The sequence below is a fragment of the Cupriavidus sp. D384 genome (genome assembly GCF_001652915.1).
Taxonomy (GTDB): domain Bacteria; phylum Pseudomonadota; class Gammaproteobacteria; order Burkholderiales; family Burkholderiaceae; genus Cupriavidus.
The window spans coordinates 1-13,957 of record NZ_BBQI01000072.1; the positions used below are offsets into that span (position 1 = coordinate 1).

The 13,957-nt window shown below is 66.9% G+C and carries 9 protein-coding genes and 1 pseudogene; 3 read left to right on the forward strand and 7 right to left on the reverse strand.

Annotated elements, in window-relative coordinates; genetic code table 11:
* From A9J21_RS31985 to mdtD, 3 genes and pseudogenes are all read left to right on the forward strand, one after another.
* Nucleotides 1-268: pseudogene (locus A9J21_RS31985) on the forward strand (bifunctional UDP-4-keto-pentose/UDP-xylose synthase); the annotation flags it as partial.
* A gap of 221 nt (nucleotides 269-489) precedes the next feature.
* On the forward strand, nucleotides 490-2,520 hold the full coding sequence (locus A9J21_RS15695; RefSeq protein ID WP_066737184.1) for a TonB-dependent receptor: 2,031 nt from the start codon (nucleotides 490-492) through the stop codon (nucleotides 2,518-2,520).
* A gap of 133 nt (nucleotides 2,521-2,653) precedes the next feature.
* On the forward strand, nucleotides 2,654-4,060 hold the full coding sequence (gene mdtD, locus A9J21_RS15700; RefSeq protein ID WP_156545929.1) for a multidrug transporter subunit MdtD: 1,407 nt from the start codon (nucleotides 2,654-2,656) through the stop codon (nucleotides 4,058-4,060).
* A 16-nt stretch (nucleotides 4,061-4,076) separates the two neighbouring features.
* Here mdtD and A9J21_RS15705 read toward each other — a convergent pair whose 3' ends face one another.
* From A9J21_RS15705 to nirB, 7 genes are all read right to left on the reverse strand, one after another.
* Nucleotides 4,077-5,045: a threo-3-hydroxy-L-aspartate ammonia-lyase gene (locus A9J21_RS15705; protein WP_066737188.1), complete on the reverse strand. Its 969-nt coding sequence runs from the start codon at nucleotides 5,043-5,045 to the stop codon at nucleotides 4,077-4,079.
* Between the two features lie 48 nt (nucleotides 5,046-5,093).
* Nucleotides 5,094-6,071 carry an ornithine cyclodeaminase family protein gene (locus tag A9J21_RS15710; RefSeq protein ID WP_066737189.1) on the reverse strand — a complete coding sequence of 326 codons (978 nt, stop codon included), beginning with the start codon at nucleotides 6,069-6,071 and terminating at the stop codon, nucleotides 5,094-5,096.
* The gene (locus tag A9J21_RS15715) at nucleotides 6,061-6,687 is read right to left on the reverse strand and encodes a transcriptional regulator (protein ID WP_066737190.1); all 627 of its coding nucleotides are present in this window, start codon (nucleotides 6,685-6,687) and stop codon (nucleotides 6,061-6,063) included. The genes A9J21_RS15710 and A9J21_RS15715 overlap by 11 nt, the downstream gene beginning before the upstream one ends.
* A gap of 168 nt (nucleotides 6,688-6,855) precedes the next feature.
* Nucleotides 6,856-9,600, reverse strand: coding sequence for a nitrate reductase (locus A9J21_RS15720; RefSeq protein ID WP_066737191.1), 2,745 nt, complete (start codon nucleotides 9,598-9,600; stop codon nucleotides 6,856-6,858).
* A 47-nt stretch (nucleotides 9,601-9,647) separates the two neighbouring features.
* Nucleotides 9,648-10,904 (reverse strand): NAD(P)/FAD-dependent oxidoreductase, encoded by a 1,257-nt coding sequence (locus tag A9J21_RS15725; protein WP_082926451.1) that lies wholly within the window; start codon nucleotides 10,902-10,904, stop codon nucleotides 9,648-9,650.
* 69 nt (nucleotides 10,905-10,973) lie between these two features.
* On the reverse strand, nucleotides 10,974-11,357 hold the full coding sequence (gene nirD, locus A9J21_RS15730) for a nitrite reductase small subunit NirD (protein WP_066737193.1): 384 nt from the start codon (nucleotides 11,355-11,357) through the stop codon (nucleotides 10,974-10,976).
* 15 nt (nucleotides 11,358-11,372) lie between these two features.
* Nucleotides 11,373-13,934, reverse strand: a complete 2,562-nt coding sequence (nirB, locus tag A9J21_RS15735; protein WP_066737198.1) for a nitrite reductase large subunit NirB — start codon at nucleotides 13,932-13,934, stop codon at nucleotides 11,373-11,375.
* Nucleotides 13,935-13,957: the final 23 nt, after the last annotated feature.

Genomic DNA, 13,957 nt, shown 5'->3' on the forward strand with positions numbered 1-13,957 from the left:
GCTGGCCGAGATGATGCTGAAGATGGCCGCCGATTACCCGGAATACGCCGAGGAAGCGCGCAAGACGCAGATCGTTGAGACGTCGTCGGGCGAGTTCTACGGCAAGGGCTACCAGGACGTGCAGCACCGCGTGCCGAAGATCGACAACACGATCGACGAACTGGGCTGGAAGCCCGAGGTGACGATGGAGCAGGCACTGCGCCGCATCTTCGAGGCCTACCGCGACAAGGTGGTGGACGCCCGCACGCTGGTCGACGCCAACAACTGACCGTAGCCGGCCGCAACTGCCGACGGCGGCGGCACGCCGACTGAGGGTAGACTATGCGTCACGCGCGATCCGCGCGTGCGAGGTGTCTATCTTCGGGACGCGCCCCCATGCACGCTGCCGGCAGGACCCAGGCTTCCGCTACATCCGCTACATCCGCTGCTTCCGCCACACCCGCTTCCCCGCGCCCCCGCGCTGCCATCTGGCTCGTGGTGCCCTTGGCCATGGCGTCTGGCGCTCCGGCGGCTGCCAAAGAGACCACCTTGCCCGATGTGGTGGTCAGCGCCAGCCGCAACGAGCAACGGCGCTTCGACGCCCCGGCGGCCATCGACAGTATCCCGGTCGATCCTTTCACCGCCACCTCGCCGCTGGTCAACCTGTCTGAACTGACGCTGACCAGCCCCGGCATCGCAGTGCGCGACCGCCAGAACTACTCCCAGGACCTGCAGATTGCCGTACGCGGCTTTGGCAGCCGCTCGACCTTCGGCGTGCGTGGCGTGCGGCTGTTTATCGATGGTATTCCGGCCACCATGCCCGACGGCCAGGGCCAGGCATCCACCTTCGACCTGGCCAATGCCAGCCGCATCGAGGTGCTGCGCGGCCCGTTCGCGCAGATGTACGGCAACGCGTCGGGCGGGGTGGTGCAGGTCTTCACACCCGATCCGCCGAAGACCGGATTTACCGGCCGGGCATCGACCGGTTTCGGCTCCGACGGGCAATGGCAGGCTGGTGTCTCGCTGGCCGGCGGCAACGACCGGCTGGGCGGAACGCTCGACGCCTGGACCTACCAGACCGATGGCTATCGCGACCACAGCGCCGCCAAACGCTACCAGCTCAACGCCAAGATCGTGGCCCAGCCCAGCACGGCCACAAGGGTCACGGGCCAGTTCAACTACTTCAACCAGCCGCTGGCCGAAGACCCGCTGGGGCTTACGCGCGCCCAGGCCGACGCCAATCCGCGCCAGGCGATTGCGGCGGCCACCCAGTTCAATACCGGCAAGGAAGTCGAACAGACCCAGGCAGGCGTGGTGGTCGAGCACCAGCTGACCGACCTGGACAGCCTGAACTTCCGGCTGTACGGCGGTGGCCGCCAGCTGACCCAGCGGCTGGGCTTCAGCGGGGCGGCGCCGAGTTCGGCAGGCGGCATCGTCGACCTGGACCGCACCTACGGCGGCGGCGCGGTGTCCTGGACACGCAAGACCACGGCCAACGGCCTGCCGCTGCAGTGGACGGCCGGGCTTGAAGTGAACGGCATGCGCGACGCACGGCACGGCTACGTCAACGACAACGGCCAGCAGGGCGCGCAGCGGCGCGACGAAACCGACGAGGCGGCCGACTACGGCGCCTTCGCGCAATTCAACTGGACCGTGCATCCCGCCTGGGAGATCGTGGGCGGCCTGCGCGCCAGCATGGTCCGGCTGCGCATCAACGACCACTACGTGACGGCGGCCAGCCCCGACGACAGCGGCACGTCCACCTATCGCAACCTGAGCCCGGTGCTGGGCGCGGTCTGGCATGCGATGGAAACCCTCAACGTCTACGCCAACCTGGGCCGTGGCTTCGAGACGCCCACGCTGACCGAGGTGGCCTATGGCCCGAACGGCATCGGCGCCAACCTTGGGCTGCAGGCATCGACCAGCCGCCAGGGCGAGATCGGCGTGAAATGGGAGTCGGGCGGCCAGCGGCTGGACGCGGCATTGTTCGATGCCGACAGCCACAGCGAGATCGTGCCGCTGTCGAACAACAACGGCCGCACGGTCTACCAGAACGTGGATGGGGTACGCCGGCGCGGCCTGGAACTGGGCTGGCACGGCGCATTCGGCCCGGCCAGGCGGCTGGCGGCCGGGCTGGCGTACACGTACCTGGACGCGTACTTCGGCGATGCGTTCGTCAACGCGCAGGGCGCAACCGTGGCAGCCGGCAACCGGCTGCCCGGCACGGCGCGCCACAGCTTCGGCGCCGAACTGACCTACAGGCCATGGGCCCAGTGGATGGTGGGGGTGGAAGCCAAGGCCGACAGCAAGGTCTACGTGGACGACCTGAACACCCAGGCCGCGCCCGGATACTTCGTCTTCAACCTGAAGACCGGCTACACGTTCAAGACCGGCGCCACGCAGTGGTACGTGTTCGGGCGCGTCGACAACGTGGCCGACCGGCGCTACATCGGCTCGGTCATCGTCAATGAAGCCAACGGCAGATACTACGAGCCGGCGCCCGGGCGCCGGTTCTTTGTAGGCCTGCGGGCGTCGATGTGATGCGCCCGGTATTGCGCGATCTCCGCCTGCCCGACTTGCCAACGTCGCATCACACGCCTAAGGTGGCGGTTTTAGCCGCTACCTGCGTGCCGCTGCCATGTCTCTAGCCACGCCACCCGTCGAATCCGCCACCATGCCCCAGGACCCCAAGCTGCGCATCATGCTTTGGGTGGTGGCGGTGGGATTCTTCATGCAGACGCTCGATTCGACGATCGTCAACACCGCCTTGCCGTCGATGGCGCGCAGCCTGGGCGAGAGCCCGCTGCGCATGCAGTCGGTGGTGATCGCCTATTCGCTGACGATGGCCGTGATCATTCCGGCGTCGGGCTGGCTGGCCGACCGGTTTGGCACGCGCACGATCTTCCAGACGGCCATCGGGCTGTTCGTGCTGGGGTCTCTGCTGTGCGCCTGGGCGCCCACGTTGCCGATGCTGTCCGCTGCGCGCGTGGTGCAGGGGGCGGGCGGGGCGATGCTGCTGCCGGTGGGCCGGCTGTCGGTGTTAAGGACGTTTCCGCGCGAACAGTATCTGCAGGCGCTGAGTTTCGTGGCGATACCGGGCATGATCGGGCCGCTGATCGGGCCGACGCTGGGCGGCTGGATCACGCAGACGTTTTCATGGCACTGGATCTTCCTGATCAACGTGCCCGTGGGCGTGATTGGCGCGATTGCCACGGTAAAGTACATGCCCAACGCGCGGCTGCCCGGCATGGGGCGCTTCGACATCGCGGGCTACGCGTTCCTGGCCATCGCCATGGTGACGCTGTCGTTTTCGCTGGATGGCCTGGCTGGCATGGGTTTCCAGCACGCCACGGTGCTGATGCTGCTGATTGCCAGCCTGGCGGCGCTGTCTGCCTACGTGCTGCACGCCCGGCGCAGCAAGATGCCGCTGTTCCCGCTCAAGCTGTTCAGCATCCATGCGTTCAGCGTGGGCCTGCTGGGCAATCTGTTCGCACGGATCGGTAACGGCGCCATGCCGTTCCTGATTCCGCTGACGCTGCAGGTCAGCCTGGGGTATTCGCCGTTCAACGCCGGCCTGATGATGGTGCCGGTGACGGTGGCCGGCATGGCGTCGAAGCGGCTGGCGACGCGGCTCATCGAGCAGTTCGGCTATCGCAAGGTGCTGGTGACCAACACATTCCTGGTGGGGCTGGTGATGGCGTCGTTCGCGCTGATCTCGCCCGACCGGCCGTTGCCGCTGGTGATCGTCCAGATGGCGATTTTCGGCGCGGTCAATTCCGTCCAGTTCACGGCCATGAACACGGTCACGCTCAAGGACCTGAGCGGCGTCAACGCCAGCAGCGGCAACAGCATGCTGTCGATGGTGCAGATGCTGTCGATGAGCCTGGCCGTGACATCGGCCGGCGCGCTGCTGGCGACATTCCAGGCCGGCATCGGCAGCCATCACTTCGACGTGCTGCCGGCCTTCCACGCCACCTTCATCTGCGTGGGGCTGATCACCTCCGCCTCGGCCTGGATCTTCATGCAGCTCGACCCCGAAAAGGTCGTGGTGGCGAAGGCGCAGCCGTCGGAGGAGGTATAGCGGCCCGGGCCGGTGATCAACGCCCCATCAGCTCACAGAACCACGAGATATCGACGTTGCCGCCGCTGATGATGATGCCTACGCGCTTGCCCTTGAGCTGATCCTTGATCTGCAGGGCGGCCGCCAGGCCCAGCGCGCCGGTGGGCTCGACGATCATCTTCATGCGTTCGGCAAAGAAGCGCATGGCCTCCACCAGCTGCGCGTCCGAGGCGGTCAGGATGTCGTTGACGTCGCGCTGGATGACGGGGAACGTGTAGTTGCCCAGGTGCTGCGTCTGCGCGCCGTCGGCGATGGTCTTGGGCGTATCGATATGCAGGATCTTGCCGCTGCGCAGCGATTGCTGGCCGTCGTTGCCGGCCTCGGGCTCCACGCCGTAGAGCTGGCATTGCGGGGCCAGTGCGCGCGTGGCGAGTGCCGTGCCCGACAACAGGCCGCCACCGCCCAACGGGGCCAGCAGCACGTCAAGCTGGCCCACTTCCTCGAACAGTTCCTTGGCGGCGGTGCCCTGGCCGGCCATCACATCGGGGTGGTCGTACGGCGGGATCAGTGTCATGCCGTGCTTCTGGGCCAGGTCCCGGCCAATGGCTTCGCGGTCTTCCTTGTAGCGGTCGTACATCACCACGCTGGCGCCGTAGCCCTTGGTGGCCGCCACTTTCAGCGCGGGCGCATCCAGCGGCATCACGATCGTGGCCGGCATGCCCAGCAGCTTTGCCGACAGCGCGATGCCCTGCGCATGGTTGCCCGACGAGAAGGCGACCACGCCGCCCTTGCGCTGCTCGGGTGTGAACTTCGACAGCGCGTTGAACGCGCCACGAAACTTGAAGGCGCCCATGCGCTGGAAGTTCTCGCACTTGAAGAAGACTTCGGCGCCAAGGCGCTCGTTGAGCGTGCGCGAGGTGTTGACGGGCGTGCGGTTGGCATAGCCTTCCAGGCGCTTGGCAGCGGCCTCGACGTCGGCGTAGGTGGGCAATTGCAGGGTCGTCATGGTCGTATCGGGGTGCGGTATGCAGTAGGCGAAAAGGGTGGAGGGAGACTACCAGGGCCACGCCAGGCGTGTGCCGGTGCCGTCTGCCAGGGCCCGTTCATGCAGGAAGCGGGCGACGGTCAGGTCTTGCAGTGCCAGGCCGGTCATGTCGAAAACGGTGATGTCGCCGGCTTGCCGCTCGAACGTGGCACTGCCGGTCAGCAGGTCGCCGATCTCGATGCAGTGCAGGTCGGGCGACCACTGGCACTCGCCAATGCTGCGCGCCTGCTCCAGATCGTCGGCCACGATGCGGGCGCGTTCGAGCACGCCGTCGGGCAGTTCACGCTTGCCGCTGGTATCGGCGCCCACGCAGGTGAGATGGGTGCCGGGCTGCACGGCGTCGGCGTCGAACAGCGCGCCGCCGCCGGGCGTGGCCGTGATCACGACATCGCTCTGGGCCACGGCGTCGTTGCGGTCGGTAGCCAGCGCAATCTGGCACCGCCCGGCGAACTCGGCTTCGAAGCTGTCGCTGGGCGCGCCGCTGGCGCTGACATAGCGTACTTCGGCAAGCGACGGCAGCAGCGCCAGCGCGTACGTCAGTTGCACGCGCGCCTGAACGCCGGTGCCGAACACGCATATGCGGCGGCTGTTGGGCCGTGCCAGCGCCTGCAGGCCGATGCCGCCGGCGGCGCCGGTGCGCGCCGTGGTGATGGCGTTGCCGTCGAGAATGCACACCGGGCGTCCGGTGGCCGGGTCGATCAGCACGATGGTGGCCTGGTGCGGTTCGCCGCCGCGCTGGCGGTTGCCGGGCCAGAAGCCGGCGGCCTTGAAGCCCAGCAGGTTCTGCCGGCCCACATCGCCTGCCTTGATGCCGAACACCCCGCCGGTTGCCAGCTTCTCGCGGATCAGCGGGAAGACGCGCCCTTCGCGATGGCTGTGCAGGATAAAGGCTTCGCGCACGGCGGCCAGGACATCGTCGGGGATCAGTGCCGCTTCCACGGCGTGTTTGTCGAGCAGTAGCAACTGCGCGGCGGAATTAGCGTGCATAGCTGTAGACGGTGGCGCGCGACACGCCCAGATGTGCCGCGATGGTTTCCATGGCCCGGCGCACTTCCAGCAGGCCGGACGCCTTGAGTTCGGCCAGCAGCGCGCGGCGTTCGTCGGTCTTCAGCGCGCGGGGCGTGGTAGCCAGCCGCGCGGCAAAGGCGTCGATGCGCGAGCGCAGGACTTCGGTGCTGGCAGGGTCGAGCGTTTCCTCGGGGCCATCCGCGGCAGTCTGCACGAACTGTCCCATCGCCATCTGCAGACTGCGGAACAGCGTCAGGTCCACGTTCATGCATAGCGCCGCGATATAGCGGCCGCTGCTGTCCTTGATGCCGATGGACGTGCTTTTAGCCAGGCGGCCATCGGCGAACTGGTTCGCGTAGTTGGCCAGTACCTGCGGATAGTCGGGATCGGTAATGCGGGCCTCGCCCAGTTCCGTGGTGGGATCGCCCACGGCGCGGCCCGACAGGTTGTTGTGGATTGCCAGGATCGATTGATCTGGCTCCAGCAGATCATGGACCACGACCTCGCAGAATGGCGCCAGCGTCTGGCCCAGGCCATCGGCAACCTGCTTGATCTGGTCCAGCAGCAGACGCTGCTCGGGCGTGCGGTTGGGCATCTCGGTCGATGAAATGGATGACATTCGATGCTGGACAGTTTGTATAGTACTGGACTAAATGTCAAGAAATGGACGAAAAAATGGCGCGGGGGCCGCTTGGGCCGCCGCGCCATCATTCGTTTCGTGTGTTTCGTTGGTTTCGTTCGATTCGCTATGGCTTGGGGACAGTCAGGCCGCTTCCGCGATGCGGATCTCGCCAAGCAGCTTGCGCAGTTCCGGCACGCAGGACCCGCAGTTGCCGCCGGCCTTCACGCAGGCGGTGATTTCGGCGGGCGTCTTGAGGTCGTGCTTGCGCACGGCGTCGCAGATCGTATTGCGGCCCACGCCGAAGCAGGAGCACACGGTGGGTCCGGCATCGGCGGTTTTTTCCAGCGGCTGGCCCAGCAACAGGCCGATGCGGTCGGTATCTTCGAGGTGGTCCTGCCCGAACAGTTGCGACAGCCACGCACGCGACGGCAGGTCGGCCCGCGTGGACACATATACACATGCTTCCAGCCGGTCGTTGACCACGTAACCCGCGTGATAGACGCCCGCCGACCGGTCTTCGTATTCGAGCCAGTCCGCGTCGGGGTCCTGCACGCCCAGCAGGGCCCGCGCCCACGCGGCGCGGTCTGCGATGGTTTCCCGGCCGGCAAATTCGTAACGTTGAAACTGCTTGCCCTGGATGCGTGTCCAGTACGTCAGCGAATCGGCTGGCAGCGCGGCACGGCTGAGCACGAAACCGTGCCAGGACACGCGGAATTCCTCCACGCGCACTGGCGTGTGCTTGAATTCGGGCTCGCCCGAGACCGGGTCGACCACCGGATTGACCACCGCGCCCACGCGCGCATCGGAACTGAACTGGTCGTTCCAGTGAATCGGCACGAACACGCTGCCGCGCGCAATGCCGCCGCCAAACCGCACGCGCGCCACCATGGCGCCCCAACGGCTGGTCACGCGGGCGAGCTTGCCTTCGCCCACGCCGCACAGCAGCGCGTCCTGCGGATGCATGTCGACGAACGGCTCGGGCAGGTGGTCGGACAGCCGGGCCGCCTTGCCGGTGCGCGTCATGGTGTGCCACTGGTCGCGCACGCGGCCCGTGTTGAGGATCAGCGGGAATTCGTCGTCGGCCGCGTGGACCGGCGCACGCGCCGCCGTGGGCACAAAGCGGGCACGGCCATCGGCAAACGCATAGCGGCCGTCTTCGAACAGGCGTTGCGTGCCGCCCGGCGTGGCGGCGCGGTACGGCCATTGCACCGGTTCGAAGTCGTCGTACTCGTCCCGGGTCAGCCCGGCCAGGCCGCCGATATCGAACATGCGGGGCGCGTCGCGGTCACTGGCCTCGCCGTTGCGCCAGGCCGAGAGCCGGGCGTGCTCGTCGAAGATTTCGTGCTGGCCGGCGTAGTCGAAGCCGGCAAAGCCCATGCGGCGGGCCACGTCGCACAGGATGTCCCAGTCGGCGCGCGCCTCGCCCGGTGCCGGCAGGAATGCGCGCTGGCGTGAGATGCGGCGCTCGGAGTTGGTCACCGTGCCATCTTTCTCGCCCCAGCCCAGCGCGGGCAGCAGCACGTGCGCGGCGTCGTTGGTGTCGGTGTGCGTGACGACGTCGGACGTCACCACCAGTTCGCATTTGGCGAGCGCGCGCCGGGCCTGATCGGCATCGGGCAGGCTGACCACGGGGTTCGTGGCGATGACCCAGACGGCCTTGACCCGGCCTGCCTCGATCGCGTTGAACAGGTCCACGGCCTTGAGGCCTGGCTTGTCGGCCATGTGCGGCGACTGCCAGAAGTCCTGCACGATGTCGCGATGCACCGGGTTGGCCAGTTCCATATGCGCGGCCAGCATGTTGGCCAGGCCGCCCACTTCGCGCCCGCCCATGGCGTTGGGCTGGCCGGTCAGCGAAAACGGGCCCATGCCCGGCTGGCCGATGCGCCCGGTGAGCAGGTGGCAGTTGATGATGCTGTTGACCTTGTCGGTGCCCGCCGACGACTGGTTCACACCCATCGAGAACGCCGTGATGACCTTCCGCGTACCGGCGAACAGTTCGAAGAACGCCTGCAGGTCCTGCGGATCGAGCTTGCAGGCGCGGGCCAGGGCGGTCAGGTCCGTGCCATCGGCATCGGCATCGGCCACGGCCAGCGCTTCGTCCAGGCCAGCCGTATGGGCGTCGACGAAGGCTGCGTCAGCATGGCCGCGCCGGGCCAGGTAGCCAAGCAGGCCGTTGAACAGGCGCACGTCAGTGCCGGGGCGCAGCGGCAGGTGCAGGTCGGCCAGTTCGCAGGTGGCGGTGCGGCGCGGGTCGATCGCCACGATTTTCATGTCGGGCCGGGCTTCCTTGGCGCGCGTCAGGCGCTGGAACAGGATCGGATGGCACCACGCGGTATTGGAGCCCACCAGCACCACCAGGTCGGCCTGTTCCAGGTCTTCATAGCTGCACGGCACCAGGTCTTCGCCAAATGCGCGCTTGTGGCCGGCCACGGCCGACGACATGCACAGCCGCGAATTGGTGTCGATGTTCGCCGAGCCGATAAAGCCCTTCATCAGCTTGTTGGCGATGTAGTAGTCCTCGGTCAGGATCTGGCCCGACACATAGAGCGCCACGGCGTCGGGGCCGTGTTTCACGATGACGTCGGCAAAGCCGCTGGCAACCTTGTCGAGTGCCTGGTCCCAGCTCACACGGCGCAGTGACCCATCGGCCTCGCGCAGTTGCGGATGGAGCAGGCGGCCGTCCAGGCTGACCGTGTCGCCCAGCGCCGAGCCCTTGACGCACAGGCGGCCAAAGTTCGATGCATGGTCGGCGTCGCCTTGCACTTCCACCTGACCATCGGCACGCGCCGTGGCGCGCACGCCGCAGCCCACGCCGCAGTACGGGCAGGTGGTGGATACCGTCTTGGTGGGGGTGGTGGCAACCACCGCAATGTCTGACAGGTTCACGGCTGAATCTCTCGATGATGGCGTGCGTTTCAGGGGCGGGACGGCCATCAGGCCGCCAAAGCCTCGCATTGCGCCTGGCCAAACAGCAGGCGCTGACGCAGCGCGGCAACGGGCTTGCCGGACTGGATCAGGTCGAAATACCACGGGCCATCCTTCACGTCGCCGTACAGCACCGCGCCAACCAGCCGGCCATCCTGCAGCACCAGGCGCTTGTAGACGCCGCGGCGCGGATCGCGCAGCACCAGGTCCTCGCTGCCTTCGGCGCCGATGAAATCGCCGGCCGAGTACAGGTCAACGCCCGTCACCTTGAGCTTGGTGGCCGTGGCCTGCTGGACGTAGCGGCGATGCCCGGCGCCGGCCAGATGCGCGGCGCAGACGCGGGCCTGGTCCCAGATCGGGGCCACCAGGCCAAACGTGGCGTTGCGGTGCTGCACGCATTCGCCCACCGCGTAGATGCGCGGATCGAAGGTCTGGAGCGTGTCGTCCACCACGATGGCGCGCTCGCAACGCAGGCCCGCGCCGGCGGCCAGTTCGATATTGGGGCGCACGCCGGCGGTCATCACCACCAGGTCGGCCGGGATCTGCGTGCCGTCCTTGAACAGCACGCCGGTGACGCGGTCGTCGCCGAGGATGCCCGCCGTCTGCGCGCCCAGCAGGAAGCGAAGGCCCTTGCGTTCGAGCGCCACCTTCAGCAGTTCGGCGGCGGGCTTGTCGAGCTGGCGTTCCATCAGGCTGTCGGCCAGGTGCACCACGGTGACGTCCATGCCCTGGCGCATCAGGCCGTTGGCGGCTTCCAGGCCCAGCAGGCCACCGCCGATCACCACCGCGTGGCGATGGTTGCGCGCGGCGTGCAGCATGGTTTCCACGTCCTGGATATCGCGGAAGGCGATCACGCCGTCCAGCGTATGGCCCGGCACGGGGATGATGAACGGCTTGGAGCCGGTAGCCAGCAGCAGCCGGTCGTAGTGGACTTCCTTGCCCGAAGCGGAGCGCACGGTGCGGCGCGGCCGGTCGATGCCGACCACGGGATCGCCGGCCAGCAGTTCGATGCCGTTCTGCGTGTACCAGTCGCGTGTGTTGAGCATGATGTCGTCGACGGTCTTCTCGCCGGCAAGCACCGGGCTCAGCAGGATACGGTTGTAGTTGCCGTGCGGCTCGGCGCCGAACACCGTGATGTCGTACAGGTTCGGCGCGAGCTTCAGCAGTTCCTCGACCGTGCGCATGGCGGCCATGCCGTTGCCGACCACCACCAGCCGAGGCTTGGCCGGGGTGGCGGGAGACGAGGCGGGGGGCGTCTTGAACATCATCTTCCTGTGGGCGTTAGGCGTGTGGGTCGTCAGGCCGGGGCTTGGGCGAGGGCAGGGGGCTGCGGATCAGGCGGCCAGTTCTTCCTCGGCCTCGCGCTGGACGACCGATGCCGCCACCCAGACCTTGCCGTCATAGACGCGCGCGGCAAAGGCGTCGACCGAGTGCTCGGGCGCCTCCAGGCATTCGCCCGTGCGCAGGTCGAAATGGTGCTTGTAGATCGGCGAGGCCACCACGACGCGCTCGCCAAGGCTGCCGACCAGCCCGCGCGACAGCACGTTGGCCTGCGAATTGGGATCGAAATTGGCGATGGCATAGACCTCTTCGCCGCGGCCGACGCGGAAGACCGCCACCTGCTGCATGTCGACCAGTGCGCAGACACCAGTATTGGGCACGATATCGCGCAAGGTGCAGATCGCGGTCCAGGTTTCGGGATGGTGGGCTTGGCTCATCACGTTCTCCTTGTTTCAGGCTGCTTTTGCGGGCACGGTGACCACGGGAATGTGGCTCAGGCGGGTACGCTGCAAGTTCCGTTCCTCCGGCGTGGCGGGGCGCACCTGGCCGCGTTCCTCCAGGAACACCAGGTTGTCGTCGCGCAGGTCGCTGTTGACGAAGTGGCGGAAGCGCTTGCGCGTTTCGGGGTCGGTGATGGCCTTCTTCCACTCGTCTTCGTAGGTGTTCACCACGTGCTGCATCTCGGCTTCCAGTTCGGCGCCGATGCCCAGCTTGTCGTCGATGACCACGGCTTTCAGGTAGTCCAGGCCGCCTTCGAGGTTGTCGCGCCAGGTGCTGGTGCGCTGCAGGCGGTCGGCCGTGCGCACGTAGAACATCAGGAAGCGGTCGACGTAGCGGATCAACGTTTCGCGGTCCAGGTCGCCGGCCAGCAGTTCGGCATGGCGCGGCTTCATGCCGCCGTTGCCGCAGACGTAGAGGTTCCAGCCCTTTTCGGTGGCGATGATGCCCACGTCCTTGCCCTGTGCTTCGGCGCACTCGCGGGTGCAGCCCGAAACGCCGAACTTGATCTTGTGCGGGGCGCGCAGGCCCTTGTAGCGGTTCTCGATATCGATGGCGAGGCCCACGGAATCGTCCACGCCGTAGCGGCACCACGTGGAACCCACGCACGATTTCACCGTGCGCAGCGACTTGCCATACGCATGGCCCGATTCGAAACCGGCCGCCACCAGCTCTTCCCAGATCAGGGGCAGTTCTTCGAGACGGGCGCCGAACATGTCCACCCGGGCACCACCGGTGATCTTGGTGTAGAGGCCGTATTTCTTGGCAACCTGGCCCACGGCGATCAGGCCGTCGGGCGTGACTTCGCCGCCCGGCATGCGCGGCACCACCGAATAGGTGCCATCCTTCTGGATATTGGCGAGGAAGTAGTCGTTCGAATCCTGCAGGCTGGCGTGTTCTTCCTTGAGCACGAACTCGTTCCAGCACGACGCCAGGATGCTGCCCACGGTGGGCTTGCAGATGTCGCAGCCCAGGCCCTTGCCATGCGCGGCCAGCAGGTCGTCAAACGTCTTGAACTTGCCCACGCGCACCAGGTGGTACAGCTCCTGGCGCGAGTACGGGAAATGCTCGCAGACATGGTTGTTCACCGCCATGCCCTGCTTCTTCATCTCGGCCTTCATGATCTGCGTGACCAGCGGCACGCAGCCGCCGCAGGCCGTGCCGGCCTTGGTGCACGACTTCACGGCGCCGATGCTGGTGGCGCCGTCGGTCACGGCGGCGCAGATCTGGCCCTTGCTGACGTTGTTGCACGAGCAGATCTGGGCCGTGTCCGGCAGGGCATCGGCGCCCAGCGCCGGCTTTGCCTGCCCGTCCGACGACGGCAGGATCAGGAATTCGGGCGATTCCGGCAGTTCGATGCGGTTCAGCATCATCTGCAGCAGCGTGCCGTATTCGGCGGCATCGCCCACCAGCACGCCACCCAGCAGGTACTTGCCGCAATCGGACACCACCAGCTTCTTGTAGACCTGCTTGCGCTCGTCGGTGAACTGGTACGAACGGCTGCCCGGCACATTGCCGTGCGGGTCGCCGATGCTGGCTACGTCCACCCCCATCAGCTTGAGCTTGGTGCTCATGTCGGCGCCGGCGAACCGGGCGGCCTCGCCGCGCAGGTGGCGGGCGGCCACGCGGGCCATGTCGTAGCCGGGGGCTACCAGGCCGTAGATCTTGCCGTCCCACAGCGCGCATTCGCCGATGGCGTAGACGTCCGGGTGCGAGGTCAGGCAGTTGTCGTCGATCACGATGCCGCCGCGCGGGCCCACCGTCAGGCCGCTGTCGCGCGCCAGTTCGTCGCGCGGACGAATACCGGCCGAGAACACGATCATGTCGGTGTCCAGATGCGTGCCGTCGGCAAAGTTCATGCGGTGCGTGCCGTCAACGCCGTCGACGATTTCCACGGTGTTCTTGCCCGTGTGCGCCTTGACGCCCAGCTCTTCGATCTTCTGGCGCAGCATGCGGCCGCCGCCATCGTCGACCTGCACGGCCATCAGGCGCGGGGCGAACTCCACCACATGGGTGTCCAGGTTCATGTCGCGCAGGGCCTTGGCGCATTCCAGGCCCAGCAGGCCGCCACCGATGACCACGCCCGATTTGGCGCGGCTGCCGCATTCGAGCATCGCCTCCAGGTCTTCGATGGTGCGGTAGACGAAGGTGTCCTTGCGGTCCTTGCCCGGCAGCGGCGGCACGAACGGGTAGGAGCCGGTTGCCAGCACGAGCTTGTCGTACGCCAGCGTTTCACCGGTGGACGTGGTGACCGTCTTCGCGGCCGTATCGATCGCCGAGGCCTTGGCATTCAGGCGCAGCAGCATGTTGTTGTGCTGGTCGAAAAAGCCCTGGGGCACCAGCGAAAGGTCGTCGGCAGACTTGCCGGCGAAGAATTCGGACAGGTGAACGCGATCGTAGGCGGGGCGCGGCTCCTCGCAGAGCACCGTCACTTCCAGGTCTTGCGCGCCGGCTTCTGCCAGGCATTCCAGGAACTTGTGGCCGACCATGCCGTGCCCGACGATGATGATCTTCATGATGCTTTCCTTGTCCGGAGTGT

What these genes read in the sequence shown, in the direction of transcription:
- A9J21_RS15695 (WP_066737184.1), top strand. Translation starts at nt 490, where the DNA reads ATGGCGTCTGGCGCTCCGGCGGCTGCCAAAGAGACCACCTTGCCCGAT.
- mdtD (WP_156545929.1), top strand. Translation starts at nt 2,654, where the DNA reads ATGCCCCAGGACCCCAAGCTGCGCATCATGCTTTGGGTGGTGGCGGTG.
- A9J21_RS15705 (WP_066737188.1), bottom strand. Translation starts at nt 5,045, where the DNA reads ATGACGACCCTGCAATTGCCCACCTACGCCGACGTCGAGGCCGCTGCC.
- A9J21_RS15710 (WP_066737189.1), bottom strand. Translation starts at nt 6,071, where the DNA reads ATGCACGCTAATTCCGCCGCGCAGTTGCTACTGCTCGACAAACACGCC.
- A9J21_RS15715 (WP_066737190.1), bottom strand. Translation starts at nt 6,687, where the DNA reads ATGCCCAACCGCACGCCCGAGCAGCGTCTGCTGCTGGACCAGATCAAG.
- A9J21_RS15725 (WP_082926451.1), bottom strand. Translation starts at nt 10,904, where the DNA reads ATGTTCAAGACGCCCCCCGCCTCGTCTCCCGCCACCCCGGCCAAGCCT.
- nirD (WP_066737193.1), bottom strand. Translation starts at nt 11,357, where the DNA reads ATGAGCCAAGCCCACCATCCCGAAACCTGGACCGCGATCTGCACCTTG.
- nirB (WP_066737198.1), bottom strand. Translation starts at nt 13,934, where the DNA reads ATGAAGATCATCATCGTCGGGCACGGCATGGTCGGCCACAAGTTCCTG.